Consider the following 15,322-nt stretch of genomic DNA (forward strand, 5'->3'; position numbering starts at 1 on the left):
AAGCCGGGCAGCGACGACGCCGAAACGTTCTTCAAAAGGCCGCGAGGGCTCTTGTGGCAGGCGTTGCAGGTACCCGCGAAGATCTGGGAAGGGGTCTTGCCGGCCTCCAGGTTTTCAGCCCGCGCCGTGAGACAGCCAACCAGAAGCATCACCGTCGCCAGACTGAGCGCTCGGCTCAACATTCCCTGCTTCTCCAATTGGAATCGCTTCCGGCGTCGCACAACACGGCCGGCGGCGGACCACCTTTTAGCCGATTATCCTACGAATGGAAGCTCACTTGTGACGCAACTGCGTGATCTCCACATTTGGGAATATCCGCTTTGACTACAACGCCCTAGCCCGTCGGGCTGATCACGATTATGATCTGGTTGACGCGCATAGGAACCTTCGTTCCCATCGTGCGTCGGTTGTAACGGGCCGGTCGTTCCATTGGTGCTTTGATGGATCGTTTGTTGCGTTATTTCCTGGGGCAGTTCATCCGCCGCGGCACGATGACATTCACGGCCGCGAGCGGGACCACATTTACCTGCGGCGACGGCACCGGGCGGCCGGTATCGGCCAGGTTCCTGAGCCCGCGCACCGAGCGGCGGATCCTCCTCAATCCCGAACTGGCGCTGGGCGAAGCCTATATGGACGGCACGTTCGTGGTCGAAAACGGCTCGATCGCAGACGCGCTGTCGATCCTGCTCGATCAGCCGGCCATGGTGCCGCAATGGGCTCGGCTGCAATGGTGGATGCGCTATCTCGCCCGGCACATCAGTCAGTTCAACTGGCGCGGCCGGTCACGAAACAATGTCGCACATCATTATGATCTCGACGGGCGGCTCTATTCGCTCTTCCTGGACGCCGACAAGCAATATAGCTGCGCCTATTTCGAGACGCCGGATGCCACACTCGATGATGCCCAGTTGGCCAAGAAGCGCCACCTCGCCGCCAAGCTCAGAATCGGGCGCGGAGAGCGCGTGCTCGACATCGGCTCGGGCTGGGGCGGGCTTGGGCTCTATCTGGCCGAGATGACTGGCGCCGATGTTACCGGCATTACGCTCTCGACCGAGCAATTGCAGGTCGCAAATGCCCGCGCCGGGGAGAAAAAGCTGGGCCATCAGGCGAAATTCCTGCTCAGCGACTACCGCGACATTCCCGGTCCTTTCGACCGGATCGTGTCGGTCGGGATGTTCGAGCATGTCGGCGTCGGGTTTTATGAAACCTTCTTCAAGCGATGCGCCGAGTTACTCAGCGACGACGGGATCATGGTGCTGCACTCGATCGGCCGCTCTACCGGCCCCGACGTGACCAGCCCCTGGATCACCAAGTATATTTTCCCGGGTGGCTACATCCCCGCGATGTCCGAAGTGATGCCGGCGATCGAGAGCGCCGGGCTTCTGGTCTGTGATATCGAAATCCTTCGGCTACATTATGCGGAGACGCTGAAAGCCTGGCGCGAGCGCTTCATGGCGCGGCGCGAAGAAGCCGTTCGGCTTTACGACGAGCGCTTCGCCCGAATGTGGGAATTCTACCTGGCCGCGTCGGAGATGTCGTTCCGCAAGCAGAACCTGATGAATTTCCAGATCCAGCTCACCAAACGCCAGGGCGTGGTGCCGATGACGCGCGACTACATCGCGCGTGAAGAGGCGCGGCTGCGCGGGATCGAAACGGGCAAGCCGCCGCGGCTGCAAGTCGCGGGCGAGTAGGCCGGTTTTGAGCTGAATGTCTTAGTTTCGGAAGCTGTAGTCCGAGCCGTAGGCTATTCCGGCAGTTGCCGGGCGAGCGAGTTGCGCGCGCAGAGCATCCAATACGTTGATATCGCAGGGCACGGCACGCGATTCCGGGCGCGAGACGAGTTCCATGGTGTCGATCAGCATCGACAACCAAGCGCGCTGGTCGCCTCCTGATCGCCATGTACCGAGCTGTTGACCCATCGTCTTGTCCTTGATCCCTGCTCTTAACCAACCCGAAAGCCTAAAATCCGTTCCCGAATTCCCCGACCAGGATGCCGGCCAGAAAGCCCCGCGGATGTGATCTGGTTCACAGAGTTCGCCGGCTGATTGCCGTAAAACTACTGAATGGCCCAGAAAACCTACTCAACCTCGCTCGTCCCTCGCGCCGATCTCATCGTCGATTACGCCTTGATCGCGACCGGCATCGGCTCGGCCCTGATCGCGTTGATTTTTCTCATCCTGGCTTGATCAATCGCTAACATCGGGGCCCGGATGACCTCCGCAGCCTGATTAGGTCTGTCCAACTGGCGACAAGGTTCAGCTGGCCCTAACAGCTTTCCAAACATTTTCGTGAATTCGGCGGCACCGCCCGGCCGCCGCGCGGCTTTGGCCAAAATCCGTCAAGTGCAATGCCGCGACAGTCGACGGGGATTCACATCTCGCTTGTGTGAATCGGGCATAAGGCATGTAGCTACTTCCGCTCGGCACGAGGGGAGCGCTTTATCGCCACCCCAAATCCGGCATCGCAAATACCGTCCCAAATCCGAAGAACAATTCCGAGCATGGCGCTGACTGATTCGAACATTCTGAAGCTTGCCCCCGACGCGGGAACTCCGGCCTATCGGAGTGCGCCGCACAATATCGAAGCCGAACAGAGTCTGCTGGGCGCGATCCTGGTCAACAACGACGCGTTCTACCGGGTTTCGGACTTCCTCGAGCCGAAGCATTTCTTCGAACCGATCCACCAGGCGATTTACGAGACCGCCGGCAGCCTGATCCGGATGGGCAAGGTGGCGACGCCCGTCACCTTGAAAACCTTCCTGCCCGCCGAGACCGACATTGGCGGCATGACGGTTGGCCAGTACCTCGCCCGTGTCGCGGCCGAGGCCACCACCATTATCAACGCGCAGGATTACGGCCGGACGATCTATGACATGGCGTTGCGCCGCGATCTGATCCGGATCGGCGAGGACATGGTCAACGTCGCGTTCGACGCGCCGGTGGATTTCGCCCCGCGCGCGCAGATCGAGGACGCCGAACGCCAGCTCTACGAGCTGGCGGAGTCCGGCCGTTACGACGGCGGCTTCCAGCGTTTCGCGCAGGCGATGAAGACCGCGCTCGACATGGCGGCCAACGCCTATCAGCGCGACGGAAAATTGTCCGGCATTTCAACTGGCCTGCGCGATCTCGACTCCAAGATGGGCGGCCTGCAGCGGTCCGACTTGATCATCGTCGCCGGACGTCCCGGCATGGGCAAGACCGCGCTTGCCACCAATATCGCCTATAACATCGCCGAGGCGCATCAGGCGGAAGTTCAAGCCGACGGCACCATGAAGTCGGTCAATGGCGGCGTTGTCGGCTTCTTCTCCTGCGAAATGTCCGCCGAGCAGCTCGCTACGCGTATTCTGGCCGAGCAAACCGGCATTGCGTCCAGCATGATCCGCCGCGGCGGGATCAAGCAGGACGAATTCGACAGGATCCGTGACTACACCATCAAGCTCGAGCACTTGCCGCTGTTCGTCGACGAAACGGGCGGCCTTTCGATCTCGCAATTGACGGCGCGGGCGCGGCGGCTGAAGCGGCAGAAGGGCCTCGACATCATCGTGGTCGACTACATCCAGCTGCTACAGGGCTCCGGCAAGCGCGGCAACGACAATCGCGTGCAGGAAGTCACCGAGATCACCACCAGCCTGAAAGCGCTCGCCAAGGAGCTCAATATCCCCGTGATCGCGCTGTCGCAGCTGTCGCGCCAGGTCGAAAGCCGCGACGACAAGCACCCGCAATTGGCGGACTTGCGCGAATCCGGCTCGATCGAACAGGACGCCGACGTGGTGATTTTCGTGTACCGCGAAGAATACTATTTGCAGAACAAGGAACCCAAGATCGGTACGCCCGAGCACGAGAAATGGAAGCTCGACATGGAGCTCGCCCACGGCAAGGCCGAGGTCATCATCGCCAAGCAGCGCCACGGACCGACGGGTACGGTCCAACTGCAATTCGAGGGGCAGTTCACGCGGTTCAGCGATTTCGCCGAAGGGGATAATCTACCCTACCGCGCGCCATAGCGCGGTTTTTAGCGAAGCGTCGGACTTGATCCGGGGTGGTGCCAGGTTCGCGTCGAGAAAACACGTCAAAACAAGAATCTGGATCGCGATCGGGTTCTGATCAATCAGGACCGATCGTGCCCCAGTCCTGCCTTCTGCGCGGTTGAACCATGGCGTTCGCCCGCGTAAAATGCGGCATGAACATCGCATCCGACCCCAAATCCATCCCGACCAGCACCCTGCTCTCGCCCGAGGCGAACCAGGCCGCCGCGCTGGCGAGCACCACCGGCGTGCTGACCGTCGATCTCGACGCCATCGTCGCCAACTGGCGCAAGCTCGAAAAGACCGCCGTGCCGGCCGAATGCGCCGGCGTGGTGAAAGCGGACGCCTATGGCTGCGGCGCCGAACAGGTCGGCCGCGCGCTGGCCAACGCCGGTTGCAAGACCTTCTTCGTCGCAACCCTCGATGAAGCGCGCGTGCTCCGCGCGGCTCTGCCCACCGTAACGATTTATACGCTCGACGGCTTCTTCCAGAACACCGGCGACGCCTACGCCAAGCTCGATTGCAAGCCCGTGATCGGCGATCTCAACGAACTCGCCGAGTGGGACGTGTTCTGCCGCCGCTCCGGCTGGTCCGGGGGGGCCGCCATTCACATCGACACCGGCATGAACCGGCTCGGCCTGACCGTGACCGAGGCGCAAGGTATCATTCCGCGCATCAATGCCGGCGATCACGGCATCACGCTTGTGATGAGCCACCTCGCCTCCGCCGAACTCCTCAACAACCCGCTCAACGCCAAGCAGCTTACGACCTTCCGCGAAATCGCGAGCCTGTTCGCAGGCGTGCCGGCGTCGCTGGCGAATTCGTCCGGCGTTTTCCTGGGGCCGCAATTCCAGTTCGAATTGGTGCGGCCGGGCGCCGCCGTCTACGGCATCAACCCGACACCGGAAGCCGACAATCCGATGCAGCCGGTCGTCGAATTGAAGGCGCGCATCGTGCAGATCCGCAATCTGGAAAAGGGCGAAACCGTCGGTTATGGCGGCACCTGGACCGCGCGGCGGCCGACGCGGGTCGCGATCGTCTCCGCAGGCTATGCCGACGGATATTTCCGCGCCGCCAGTTCGAATGATGGCAGCCGTGGCGCCGAGGTGGTGGTCGCCGGCAAGCGCTGCCCGATCGCGGGTCGCGTCTCGATGGACTTGATGGCGGTCGATGTCACCGACCTGGAAAAGAACGCGGTGCGACGTGGCCACATGGTGACGCTGATCGGCGAAGGCATCACGGTCGATGAACTCGCCCACCATTTCGGCACCATCGGCTATGAAGTGCTGACCAGCCTCGGCAAGCGCTACGCGCGGATTTACAAGGGCGGCGACGCAAAGGCCGAGCCGTCGTCGGTAACGGCGTCAACGCCACCGGCAATCGAACCAGTGCCCGCGACCGCTGACCCCGCCGCTGCACCAGCTCAGGCCCCGCCTCCACTGCCGACCTGACAATTCCAGTCAGGCATGAAGATCGCGACCTTCAACATCAACAACGTCAATCGCCGCCTGCCCAATCTGCTGCGCTGGCTGCGTTCGGCAAGACCGGATGTCTTGGCGTTGCAGGAGTTGAAATCGACCGACGCCGATTTTCCGGCTGCTGCAATCGAGAAGGCCGGCTACGGCGCGGTGTGGCGCGGCCAGAAGACCTGGAACGGCGTCGCCATCCTGGCGCGCAACGCCGAGCCGGTGCTGACGCGCTCCGCCCTGCCCGGCAACGCCGGAGATAACGAGGCGCGCTACATCGAAGCCGCCGTCAACGGCATCCTCGTCACCAGTCTCTATCTGCCGAACGGCAATCCGCAGCCCGGGCCAAAATTCGACTACAAGCTCGACTGGTTCAAACGGTTGCGCTCGCATGCCGCCAAATTCATCAAGCAGGATATCCCCGTGGTGCTGGCCGGCGACTACAACGTCGCGCCGACCGAACTGGATATCTATCCGACCAAATCCTGGGACAAGGACGCGCTGATCCAGCCGAAAAGCCGCGCCGCGTTCAAGACGCTGACGGCGCAAGGCTGGACCGACGCGATCCGCACCCTGCACCCGTCAAGTCAGATGTTCACGTTCTGGGACTACAAGCGCAACCGCTGGCCACGCGACGCCGGGCTGCGGCTCGATCATCTCCTGCTGAGCCCCGTGCTCGCGCCGCGCTTGATGAAAGCCGGTGTCGATCGCAAGATCCGCGGCGAAGAAGGCGCCAGCGATCACGCGCCGGCGTGGATCGTGCTGAAGTAGACGGCCAACGCCGCATTGCTTCCATTTGAAGCCAAGTTTCCTAAACTTCATTAGGGCTTTGCGGCTAGGCTCTCGCCGGAGGTCATTGCCATGCCGCCTGCCGAGGCCGGTCCGGATTATCCCTATGGATCGACACCGCTGCGGCCGCAGTGGCGCGATCGCTGGGCGCAGGGCCTCTCATTCGTGGTCGTGGCGTGTGCCGGCACTTCACTGCTGATCTATCAGCATGTCTGGCCGCTTGAGCGGATGGCGCTGACGATCCTCTTTCCGGCGCTGCTCGGCATTGCATTGGCCTTCGCGCCTGACCCTCCCGCCTTGATCTCGCGGCTGGCCAAGCGATTGACGGTGGCCGGCTGCGCCATCGGCACCTTGTCGGGCCCGTGGCTCGCGCCGATGATCCTCGCCGTACCGGCCTTGCTGGCCTCATCGGTCGCGATCGGCTGGCTCTACGGGGAACGCCGCCGTGGCTGACAGCTCCGGATTCGTCGCGCTGGCGAGAACCGCCCTCCTCATCGGGCCAACCCTCGCGGCCATGCTGATGCTGGTGTTGGTCCGATGCTCGCCGCGGCAGGCGACCGCCGCGATGCTGGGCGGCCTCTGGCAATTGCCGGCGCTTCTGTTGCTCAATTGGTTCGCCCAGCAAGCGGGCTGGTGGCGGTTTCAACCGGATGCCGCATCCGTCCTCGGTCTGCCGGTCGATCTCTGGATCGGGTGGGCGATCTGGTGGGGACCGATCGCGGTGCTGGCCTCACGCAAATTGCCTATGCCACTTGTGATCGCCGGTCTGGTCGCCGCCGACATCATATCCATGCCGCTTCTCAAGCCTCTGGTGGTGCTCGGTGACAACTGGCTGATTGGCGAAATCGTCGCGGTCATCTTCGCGCTTCTTCCGGCGCTGATGCTTGCCCGCTTGACGGAAGCCGACCGCTTTCCCGTGTTGCGGACCTGTTTCCATGCGCTCGGTTGGGGCGGCTACATGCTGCTCGTGCTCCCGGCGTGTGTGCTGGCGTGGGAGGGGCGCGACTACATTGACGCGCTGGCGCAGGCCACGCCGTGGCGATGGATCGTGGCGCTCCTGATCGGACTGCCCTCGCTGCTGATCGGCTGGGCCGCCGCGCATGAATTCGCGTTGGTCGGCCGGGGAACGCCGATCCCCTACGATCCGCCGAAACGCGTTGTGACCAGTGGCCCCTACGCATCGATTGCCAATCCGATGCAGCTGACATCGGCATTGGTGATGGCGGCGCTCGCGATCCTGGTGGCTTCAAGCGCGGCCTGGTCGCTGCCGATCATGTTTCTGGTGTTCGACGGCATTTTCGCCGCCTGGTACAACCGCGCCCACATCGCACTCGCCATGCCGGAAGACTGGAAGCGTTATCGTGCCGAGGTCCGCGACTGGCGCTTTCGGCGCCGTCCCTATATCGCGCGCACCGCGACGCTGCATTTTCCGGACTCCGGTCGCGACGCCAAGGCGTGGGCCTGGCTGATGCGGCGCGCCGCCGACGGGCTGACAATCGAGGTAGCACCCGCGCGTCCAAGCCTCGAGCGCCAGCGCATCGTTTATGTCAGCAGCGATCCCGATCTCGATGCCGTCGGCATCGCCGCGTTCGGGCGCGCGCTCGAGCATCTCGGCGGCATCCCGGCCTTCATCGGCTGGATGTTTCGCCTGCCGGGCGCCAATCATTTCGTCGAACTCGTCACCTTCCTCGCGCCATTGCGACGCCTGAACACGCGGCATATTGGAGTAATCGTCGGTCCACAGCGCGCTCGACCGGTCCGGCTGCAACGGCGTCCAGCTTTTGGCAATGCTGCCGACATCGGCCGGATCGCGCGCGACCACCACGAGGCGGGCATTGCCCTTCAACGTCGTCAGCAGATCGCCGGCGCTGGTGTCTTCCCGCAGGTAGGCGACCAGCCCAAGCGATTGCGCGACGTTACCCACAACAGGCGCAAGATCGAAGTACCGGTTGGAGATGTGCACCACGATCACACCATGCGGTGTGAGCTTTGAAAGATAACCCGCAACCGCTTCGCGCGTCAGCAGATGCACCGGAATTGCATCCGACGAGAACGCATCGAGCACGATCAGATCATAGCGGTCGGTTGATGCCTCCAGTGTCAGGCGCGCGTCGCCGGCGACAATAGGCGCATCGGGGGCGCATTTCGACAGGAACTCGAAACGACGCGGATCGCGCGCGATCCGGATCACTTCGGGGTCGATCTCGAAGAAGGTCCAGCGCTCCCTACCCTTGCGATGACAGGCCAGCGTGCCGGTACCGAGGCCCACGACGGCCACATGGTCGAGGCTGCCCCGCGCGGCACGGGCGGCGCCGATGGCTTGTGCGTACGGACCGCCCGGATAGTAATAGGTCTGAGGCAAGAGCGGGCCGGTGACCGGCGTGCCATCATCGTTGCGCAACCGCTGCGCGCCATGAATGGTGGTGCCGTGGTAGAGCAAGCGGGCACTGCCGCCGTTGATCTCCGCGACCTTATGGACGCCGAAGAAACTGCGCGCGGTTTCGATCGGCGCAATGCCGGGCCGCCACAGGGCAGTTACCGCAAAACTCAGGATCACGAGCCCGACGAAGCGCATCGGCCGTTGCCGCTGAAACAGCATCGCCGCGGCCAGCAGCGCCAGCAGGACCTGGAAAGCCAGTTCCAATGTCGCCGGCGGCTGATAGCGCGTGACGTACCAGACCAGCGCCAGCGCTGCGCTGATCGCAAGCCATGGCAACGCTCCGGTCAGCGCCTTGCGGAAGCCTCCGGTAAAAATGCCAGGCGCGCACAACAGCGCGAGCGCGATCAGGATCGGATATTCGTAATTGCCATTGAATATCTGCGGCGCCACGAGCCCGGCAAAGGCGCCACCGATCACCCCGCCAAGGGACGTGCAGAGATAGAACTCCGTCAACCGCCGCGGGCTCGGCCGCCACGCGTAAAGTTCGCCGTGGCACATCAGCGTCAGCAGCGCGAAGACGACGAGGTTGAGGGCGATGGTCGTCAGCCAGAACACCTTCTCACCGCCAATCAGGCTGACCGCGAGCGGCGCCACCGCGAACGGGACGAAACGCACCACATTGGCGTGGGCGATCCACGGCCGCTCGCGGAACACGGCGACGAAAGTCAGCAGATAGATCGCAAGCGGCACCACCCACAGGAATGGTGCGGCGGCGATATCGGTCGTCAGAAATGCAGTGACCGCGATGACGAGCCCCGATGGTACCGCGGCGAGAGCGATCCACCGCATCCGTTCGCCGATACTGGCGCGGATATCGTCGGAAACCTCGGCCTTTGCGGCGACATGCTTCGCGCGCGACGTCAATACCGCGACCAGGCTCAGAAGCATGGCGAGCAGCGCAAAGCCTATCGACCACGCCGCCGCCTGCGTCTTCAACGTGAGAAACGGTTCGATGACGACGGGATAGGCGAACAGTGCCGCGAACGAACCAAGGTTGGACGCGGCGTAGAGAACGTAGGGATTGCCGGCCCGGCTGTGCCCGCTGCCTGCGAACCAGCTTTGCAGCAGCGGCGCGCTGGCCGACAGCGTAAAGAACGGCAGGCCGATCGAGACCGCGAACAGGCCGAACAGCCAGAGCGCCGTCCCATCCGATGGCGGAACACCCCATCCAGGCACGATCGCGATCGGCAGCATCGTCGCGGTTGCGCCGAGCAGCGCAAGGTGGAACATTGCAGCCCAACGCGGCGCAAGCACACGGTTCAGCAGATGCGCGTAGGCATAGCCGCTGAGCAGCACGGTCTGGAAAAACACCATCGCCACCGACCACACCGCTGGCGCGCCGCCGAGTTTCGGCAGCACCATCTTGGCGAACATCGGCTGGATCGAGAACAAGAGCAGCGCCGAGACGAACAGCGTCGCGACGTACAGCAGCGGCGTGAGACGGACTACCATCGCCAGCCGATCAACGTCGGGCGATATCCGATCGGAAGCATTGAAAAGCGACATAGTCCCCTGGCACACCGGCAATTTAGGGTTGTACGGTAGCCAATCAGTCCTGAGCAAAGTCTTAATCCGGCTGCCGGGAACCGCTAACCTGCGCCATGGTAAAGGCCGCCTTCACGGTCGTCGCGGCGAAACCCAACGAGCGGCGCGGTTCCCGCTCCCAACTAGAATATCGAAAACAACCCCATGCAAAGAAAGCAGCGGCCGCCGCTTTAGGCTCCGAGCGAGCTCGCAAAAACCTTTTGACACGTCGGGCAAATCACCGGCACACATCCATCATCCCCATCCTGCAAAATGCCTTTGGCCTATACAGTCAGGGCTGTTCTGCGCGATTGCAGGCAAAAAATCCTTTCGACAATTGAAGTTGCACCGGCTCGCGCGGCGGACGACCGCCCGGGCATTGCCAGACCGCGCGCTTCTAATGCGCATGCTCGAGGAGACATCGACGTGGACACACCTCCAGAACTCAACAAGCCCCAGGCAATGCCCGCATCCTGTCAACCCAAGTCTGCCGCAGCCCCACGGCTAATAATCTCGACAAGCGGAGTGTCCATCGACCATCCCGATCCCGCATTTGCCGAACGGCTGATGGCAGACGCGTTGGGGGTCGCCGATCGCGACGCGATGCATGGCATCCTGCAACAACTGCTGAAAGCCAGCGTAAACGGGCGGCAGCCCGACCCGGCCAAGCTCGCCTTCATGATTTCAATGATGGAAAGTATCAAGCCGAGGGATTCCATCGAAGCCATGCTGGTAGCGCAGATGGTGTCCGTCCATGTGCTGGCGATGCGAAGTGCCTATCGCCTCGCAGGCGCGGATGACGTCGTCCAGCAAGACAGCGCCGTGCGCGCATTGGGCAGGCTGGCCCGCACGTTCCCCGCCCAGATCGAGGCGCTCACCCGCTATCGCAACAAGGGCGAGCCTGCCATCACCGTGCAGAACTTGTCGGTCGGGAATGGTGGCAAAGCGATTGTCGGCAACGTCACGCAGCATGCGAGCGTGATCGTTTCGGACAAGAGTCCAGCGTCCGTGAAGGGCTCGACGCCCCATCGTCGAACACGGGAGCACGATTGACTCAACGCCAAACGCCGATCGTAGGCGTGAGCAATCGCTCCCCCAACACCCGCCCAATGCTGGCGAGCCCGCGTTGCGGGGCAAAAATCCGTTCCGGCGGATCATGCCGCTCGCCGGCAGTGCGCGGCAAAAGGCGCTGCCGCATGCACGGCGGTGCACCGGAATCCGGCGCGCCAATGGGAAACCAGAACGCGCGCAAGCACGGCCTCTTCACAAAGGCCGCCACTGCCGAGCGCAAGCAGATTCAGGCCATGTTGGCCGATGCACGCAAGCTGCTGCAACAGATGAAATGATTTCGCGCCGCCGGATCCTGAGTCGGCGGTGTGGGCGGCTCCCTGCCCGGTAATCAGCCCTTCTTCGTGTGCCCCCAGATCTGATCCCAGTCCTCGCCTGCGGCGTCGACGACGCGGCCGTCGGCCTCGAAGAACTTGTTCGGGACCTGGAAGATCGCGAGCATCAGCCCGCCCTCGGGGCACCAGGCGACGTGACGGCTGCCCTGCTCGCGCCAGATGTATTCGCCGGCCTTGCATACGATGCCCTGCGCCGGCCCCTCCTTGTCGACCAGGCTGCCTTCGAGCACGTAGGTCTGCTCGATGTTGACGTGCTCATGGTCGGGCAGCACCGCGCCGGGCGCAAACTTCATCAGCGCGGTCATCAGGCCGGTCTTGCGATCGAACAGCAGCGTCTTGGCTTCGCAACCGGGGAAACGGGTTTTCTGCCACTCCATGTCGGCCGGGCGGACGAGATGCGAATGCGCGTCTGCGGTCTCTGGGTGTTTCGGCGTACCGGCGTCCATGGCGATCCTCCGTTTTTTTGGATTTGGAGCAATCCTAGCAGCTTTGCCCGCGACCGCCAGCCGGGAGGAACCCGCATGCTGCCTTGCTGGCACCCGCCGGCAACTGTAGCATCAACAAACCTGCCACTCCCGCGACGCATGGTGAACGATGGCGGCGCTGCAACATTCGCGTTTCTGCAAGGGCTGCTGGGAGCAGATGCACATGCCCGTGCCGCTCCGCGGGGTCATCTCGGTGCCGTTCCGGGCATTTGGCGTTCGCCCGAGCCGAATGAACCCCAACACCTGCACGATCTGCGAGCTGATGTTCACGAAGGTGATGCGAGCCCGCAAGATCACCATCGACGCGACCGTGATGTTTGCCGATCTGCGCGGCTATACCAGCCTGTCCCAGTCGAAATCACCGGAGGCCGTGTCGGGCCTGCTCGATGCCTTCTACGATGAATGCGCCGACGCGATCTGGCGGCATGAGGGGCTCCTCAACAAGACGATCGGCGACGCCGTCATGGCCGTCTTCAATTTTCCGTTGCGGCGCGACGACCATGTCCGCAATGCCCTGCTCGCGGCGCGCGATATCCAGAACAACTGGCGCGAACGGCGCGACGGTCTTGCAGCCGCGCTCGGCCTGAACGCCGGCGACCTCGGGATCGGTATCGGCATTCACGCAGGCGAACTCAGTTTTGGCGAGTTCGGCCGGTCACACCGCGACCTCACCGCCATCGGCACCGTCGTCAACACCGCCTCGCGCGCGCAGTCGGTCGCCGAAGCCGACCAGATACTCGTGACGCAGGAGGTCTATCAGCGCGCCCTACCGGATTTGCAGGACAGTCATTCGAAGACCTTCCAGCTCAAGGGATTCGATGCCCTGATCGAGCTTTACGCGGCATAGCCCGGCCGCGCTTCCAGAGGTCGTCGTCGCTCACCAGAGGTTCTTGCCGTCGATGACCGTCACCGGCACGGCGTCGAGATCGACGTCGTTGAACAGCCGCGCATTGACGGCGACCTTGGGATTTTCGAAGTCCGGCTTGCCGGTCGACCAATCGGGCGATTCCCCATACGTCCCGCAGCCGCAATTGGCGCAGAAATGATGTTTGATGGTGCGGCTGCCCCACTGGTAAGTGGCAACATTTTCCGGCGGCGAGATCAGACGAAATTGCGCGGGCGTGTAATAGGCCCATAGTCCGCCGCGCTTCGAGCAGAACGAACAGGTGCAGCGGGTCACGTCGGCCGGCAGCTCGTTCACCTCGAATTGCGTCTGGCCGCAATGGCAGCTTCCCTTGATTGGCACGATCTGTTCCCTTCCGAATGATCTGGCGCGAAGTTCATAACCGCTACCTGCTGCCAGCATTATGTCAGCAGCAAGCGCGCCGATGCCTTCCGGCAAGACGCCGTCAAACGTGATCGGAGTGCGTTGCCGCGGCGCTGCGAATGTTGCTAGCGTTCCCCTCCCGCCGGATCGAGTCGCGGAGCAAGTCTTCGGATTAAGTCTTGGGAGCAAGCCTTGGGTTTCCTCTTCGTCCTCACGGTCGGGCTTCTCGCCGGCACCATCAGCGGCATCGTCGGCACCGGCTCGTCGATCATGCTGATGCCGGTGCTGATCTATCAGTACGGGCCGAAGGAAGCCGTGCCGATCATGGCGGTGGCGGCCGTGATGGCCAACCTGTCACGTATCCTGGCATGGTGGCGTGAGGTCGACTGGCGCGCCTGCCTCGCTTATTCGGTCACCGGCATTCCGGCTGCGGCACTCGGCGCCCGGACGCTGCTGGCTTTGCCGTCCCACGCCGTCGATATCGCGATCGGGCTGTTTCTGATCGCGATGGTGCCGGTGCGGCATTGGCTTGACCGCCACCAGCTTAAAGCGCGGCTCTGGCATCTCGCCGTCGGTGGCGCCGTTATCGGCTATCTCACCGGCATCGTGGTGTCGACCGGCCCGCTCAGCGTGCCGCTGTTTCTGTTTTACGGGCTGAACAAGGGCGCGTTTCTCGCCACCGAAGCCGCAAGCTCGCTCGGACTCTACTTGAGCAAATCGGTTACCTTCGAACGCTTCGGCGCGCTGACATCAGATGTTGCGCTGAAAGGCCTGGTTGCAGGCTCCTCGCTGATGTTCGGCGCCTTCATCGCCAAGCGCTTCGTGCTGCACCTGCAGCCCCAGATGTTTCGCCTGCTGATGGACGGCATCATGCTGGTGGCCGGCCTTTCCATGTTCTGGAATGCGTTGTGGAATAGCTCGCCTGGGCCGTGAACCCTTAAATCACCGAGCGGACGGCTTGTCGGGTCCGCCATGCGCTAATCGCGGACCAAATTCCGCGTCGTAGCGAAATGACGTAAGTGCCCAAAAAGCAGACATCGCAACGGCTTCAAGTGAGCGGTCGGCGTTCTCCTGGCCGAGTCATCGGCAGATATTTCTTCAACCCTCGGTAGCGCAATTCGGAATGTATGATACCGTGCACATGTCGGGACGATCTCCGTCCCGGATTTGGAAGGACATGTCATGAGAATGTCGTCAGGCCTTGTCGCGCCCTCAGCTGTCGCTATCCTGTCAACTGCGTTGTTGTGCGGCCTGAACGGTACGGCGATGTCGCAAACCGCAGCAGGCTCCGCCACCCCGCTTCCTACCATCACAGTCGAAGCGCCGAAGCAGGCAAGGCCAAAGCCGACGCAGCTGCCGAGGCAGGCAGCAGGTGCATCTCGCCGGACATCGCCAACCGCTCATACGCTAACCGCTCGCACGCCATCGGCTGCGCCGGATTCAGTATTAGGGAAGATTGCCAAGCTTGAGAGAGCCAGCAGCAGTTGCAACGGTGGTTGCGAAACAAGCTTCAAATCCGGCAACGCCCCCTGGGTTGGATGCAGCTATTCGGCGGGGATATTTGGAACTTACTCGCCAACGTGCACGGACACACTCACCTACAAAACCTACGCGGAGTGCAAGGACACCAGACAGTTTTTAGGCATGGTAGAACGAGAAGCCCGCTGGCTTTGCAGCGGCCTGCTCGCCGGGGGGAAGCTGGCCGGGGAGAAGCGTCAGGTCGCCGAACTCAAACGAGCAGGACGTCGCTAGTCCATACCGCCCGCCGGCTGCGCCCGAGACGCAGGATCGCATGGTTCAATCAACGGCCTTGGAGCCATGCGCTCCGGGTCGTACGCGACCGGGGCCAACGGCTGAGCTTTCGGCCGCCGGGCTGGCCCGACTGTGTCGGCCCTCGCCTGCCAAATCCTCCTTTCCGATCTGA

At 62.8% G+C, this 15,322-nt stretch carries 15 protein-coding genes; 10 read left to right on the forward strand and 5 right to left on the reverse strand.

Features of this window, described 5'->3' with window-relative positions:
* Positions 1-440 precede the first annotated feature (440 nt).
* Positions 441-1,691 carry a cyclopropane-fatty-acyl-phospholipid synthase family protein gene (locus tag JQ575_RS15035; RefSeq protein WP_212034026.1) on the forward strand — a complete coding sequence of 417 codons (1,251 nt, stop codon included), beginning with the start codon at positions 441-443 and terminating at the stop codon, positions 1,689-1,691.
* Positions 1,692-1,712: 21 nt separating this feature from the next.
* Here JQ575_RS15035 and JQ575_RS15040 read toward each other — a convergent pair whose 3' ends face one another.
* On the reverse strand, positions 1,713-1,919 hold the full coding sequence (locus JQ575_RS15040; RefSeq protein WP_212034027.1) for a transcriptional regulator: 207 nt from the start codon (positions 1,917-1,919) through the stop codon (positions 1,713-1,715).
* Between the two features lie 144 nt (positions 1,920-2,063).
* On the opposite strand from JQ575_RS15040, the gene JQ575_RS45695 reads away from it, so the two are divergent.
* The 5 genes from JQ575_RS45695 to JQ575_RS15060 all read left to right on the forward strand — a co-directional run bounded on the left by JQ575_RS45695 (position 2,064) and on the right by JQ575_RS15060 (position 6,732).
* Positions 2,064-2,186 carry a hypothetical protein gene (locus JQ575_RS45695; protein WP_283813416.1) on the forward strand — a complete coding sequence of 41 codons (123 nt, stop codon included), beginning with the start codon at positions 2,064-2,066 and terminating at the stop codon, positions 2,184-2,186.
* 314 nt (positions 2,187-2,500) lie between these two features.
* A complete protein-coding gene (locus JQ575_RS15045) occupies positions 2,501-4,003 on the forward strand; it encodes a replicative DNA helicase (protein ID WP_212034028.1) in 1,503 nt (500 codons plus the stop codon).
* Positions 4,004-4,179: 176 nt separating this feature from the next.
* Entirely contained in the window at positions 4,180-5,475 is a 1,296-nt protein-coding gene (alr, locus tag JQ575_RS15050) for an alanine racemase (RefSeq protein ID WP_212034029.1), read from the forward strand.
* Positions 5,476-5,490: 15 nt separating this feature from the next.
* A complete protein-coding gene (locus JQ575_RS15055; RefSeq protein WP_212034030.1) occupies positions 5,491-6,261 on the forward strand; it encodes an exodeoxyribonuclease III in 771 nt (256 codons plus the stop codon).
* 90 nt (positions 6,262-6,351) lie between these two features.
* Positions 6,352-6,732: a hypothetical protein gene (locus JQ575_RS15060; protein ID WP_212034031.1), complete on the forward strand. Its 381-nt coding sequence runs from the start codon at positions 6,352-6,354 to the stop codon at positions 6,730-6,732.
* A 277-nt stretch (positions 6,733-7,009) separates the two neighbouring features.
* Here JQ575_RS15060 and JQ575_RS15065 read toward each other — a convergent pair whose 3' ends face one another.
* Positions 7,010-7,216 (reverse strand): hypothetical protein, encoded by a 207-nt coding sequence (locus tag JQ575_RS15065; protein WP_212034032.1) that lies wholly within the window; start codon positions 7,214-7,216, stop codon positions 7,010-7,012.
* 309 nt (positions 7,217-7,525) lie between these two features.
* Positions 7,526-10,225: a fused MFS/spermidine synthase gene (locus JQ575_RS15070; RefSeq protein ID WP_212034033.1), complete on the reverse strand. Its 2,700-nt coding sequence runs from the start codon at positions 10,223-10,225 to the stop codon at positions 7,526-7,528.
* A 297-nt stretch (positions 10,226-10,522) separates the two neighbouring features.
* Between JQ575_RS15070 and JQ575_RS15075 the strand changes: the two genes are divergently transcribed.
* Both JQ575_RS15075 and JQ575_RS45700 read left to right on the forward strand, forming a co-directional pair.
* Entirely contained in the window at positions 10,523-11,296 is a 774-nt protein-coding gene (locus JQ575_RS15075) for a hypothetical protein (RefSeq protein WP_409364789.1), read from the forward strand.
* A gap of 56 nt (positions 11,297-11,352) precedes the next feature.
* Positions 11,353-11,589, forward strand: coding sequence for an HGGxSTG domain-containing protein (locus JQ575_RS45700; RefSeq protein WP_212034034.1), 237 nt, complete (start codon positions 11,353-11,355; stop codon positions 11,587-11,589).
* Positions 11,590-11,642: 53 nt separating this feature from the next.
* Here the strand turns inward: JQ575_RS45700 and JQ575_RS15085 are convergent, their stop codons facing one another.
* The gene (locus JQ575_RS15085; RefSeq protein ID WP_212034035.1) at positions 11,643-12,092 is read right to left on the reverse strand and encodes a cupin domain-containing protein; all 450 of its coding nucleotides are present in this window, start codon (positions 12,090-12,092) and stop codon (positions 11,643-11,645) included.
* A gap of 157 nt (positions 12,093-12,249) precedes the next feature.
* On the opposite strand from JQ575_RS15085, the gene JQ575_RS15090 reads away from it, so the two are divergent.
* Positions 12,250-12,978, forward strand: a complete 729-nt coding sequence (locus tag JQ575_RS15090; RefSeq protein ID WP_212034190.1) for an adenylate/guanylate cyclase domain-containing protein — start codon at positions 12,250-12,252, stop codon at positions 12,976-12,978.
* Positions 12,979-13,008: 30 nt separating this feature from the next.
* Here the strand turns inward: JQ575_RS15090 and JQ575_RS15095 are convergent, their stop codons facing one another.
* Positions 13,009-13,377: a GFA family protein gene (locus tag JQ575_RS15095; protein WP_212034036.1), complete on the reverse strand. Its 369-nt coding sequence runs from the start codon at positions 13,375-13,377 to the stop codon at positions 13,009-13,011.
* 213 nt (positions 13,378-13,590) lie between these two features.
* Here JQ575_RS15095 and JQ575_RS15100 point away from each other — a divergent pair, with 213 nt between their 5' ends.
* Complete coding sequence (locus tag JQ575_RS15100) at positions 13,591-14,331, forward strand: sulfite exporter TauE/SafE family protein (protein ID WP_212034037.1); 741 nt, start codon at positions 13,591-13,593, stop codon at positions 14,329-14,331.
* Positions 14,332-15,322: the final 991 nt, after the last annotated feature.

This window comes from Bradyrhizobium sp. JYMT SZCCT0428 (genome assembly GCF_018131075.1).
Classification (GTDB): domain Bacteria; phylum Pseudomonadota; class Alphaproteobacteria; order Rhizobiales; family Xanthobacteraceae; genus Bradyrhizobium.

Bases quoted from the DNA above. Each gene is read 5' to 3' on its own strand.
- JQ575_RS15060 (WP_212034031.1), top strand. From the start codon at position 6,352: ATGCCGCCTGCCGAGGCCGGTCCGGATTATCCCTATGGATCGACACCG.
- JQ575_RS15070 (WP_212034033.1), bottom strand. From the start codon at position 10,225: ATGTCGCTTTTCAATGCTTCCGATCGGATATCGCCCGACGTTGATCGG.
- JQ575_RS15040 (WP_212034027.1), bottom strand. From the start codon at position 1,919: ATGGGTCAACAGCTCGGTACATGGCGATCAGGAGGCGACCAGCGCGCT.
- JQ575_RS15045 (WP_212034028.1), top strand. From the start codon at position 2,501: ATGGCGCTGACTGATTCGAACATTCTGAAGCTTGCCCCCGACGCGGGA.
- JQ575_RS15055 (WP_212034030.1), top strand. From the start codon at position 5,491: ATGAAGATCGCGACCTTCAACATCAACAACGTCAATCGCCGCCTGCCC.
- JQ575_RS15035 (WP_212034026.1), top strand. From the start codon at position 441: ATGGATCGTTTGTTGCGTTATTTCCTGGGGCAGTTCATCCGCCGCGGC.
- JQ575_RS45700 (WP_212034034.1), top strand. From the start codon at position 11,353: ATGCTGGCGAGCCCGCGTTGCGGGGCAAAAATCCGTTCCGGCGGATCA.
- JQ575_RS45695 (WP_283813416.1), top strand. From the start codon at position 2,064: ATGGCCCAGAAAACCTACTCAACCTCGCTCGTCCCTCGCGCCGATCTC.
- JQ575_RS15085 (WP_212034035.1), bottom strand. From the start codon at position 12,092: ATGGACGCCGGTACGCCGAAACACCCAGAGACCGCAGACGCGCATTCG.
- JQ575_RS15065 (WP_212034032.1), bottom strand. From the start codon at position 7,216: ATGGAAACAGGTCCGCAACACGGGAAAGCGGTCGGCTTCCGTCAAGCG.
- alr (WP_212034029.1), top strand. From the start codon at position 4,180: ATGAACATCGCATCCGACCCCAAATCCATCCCGACCAGCACCCTGCTC.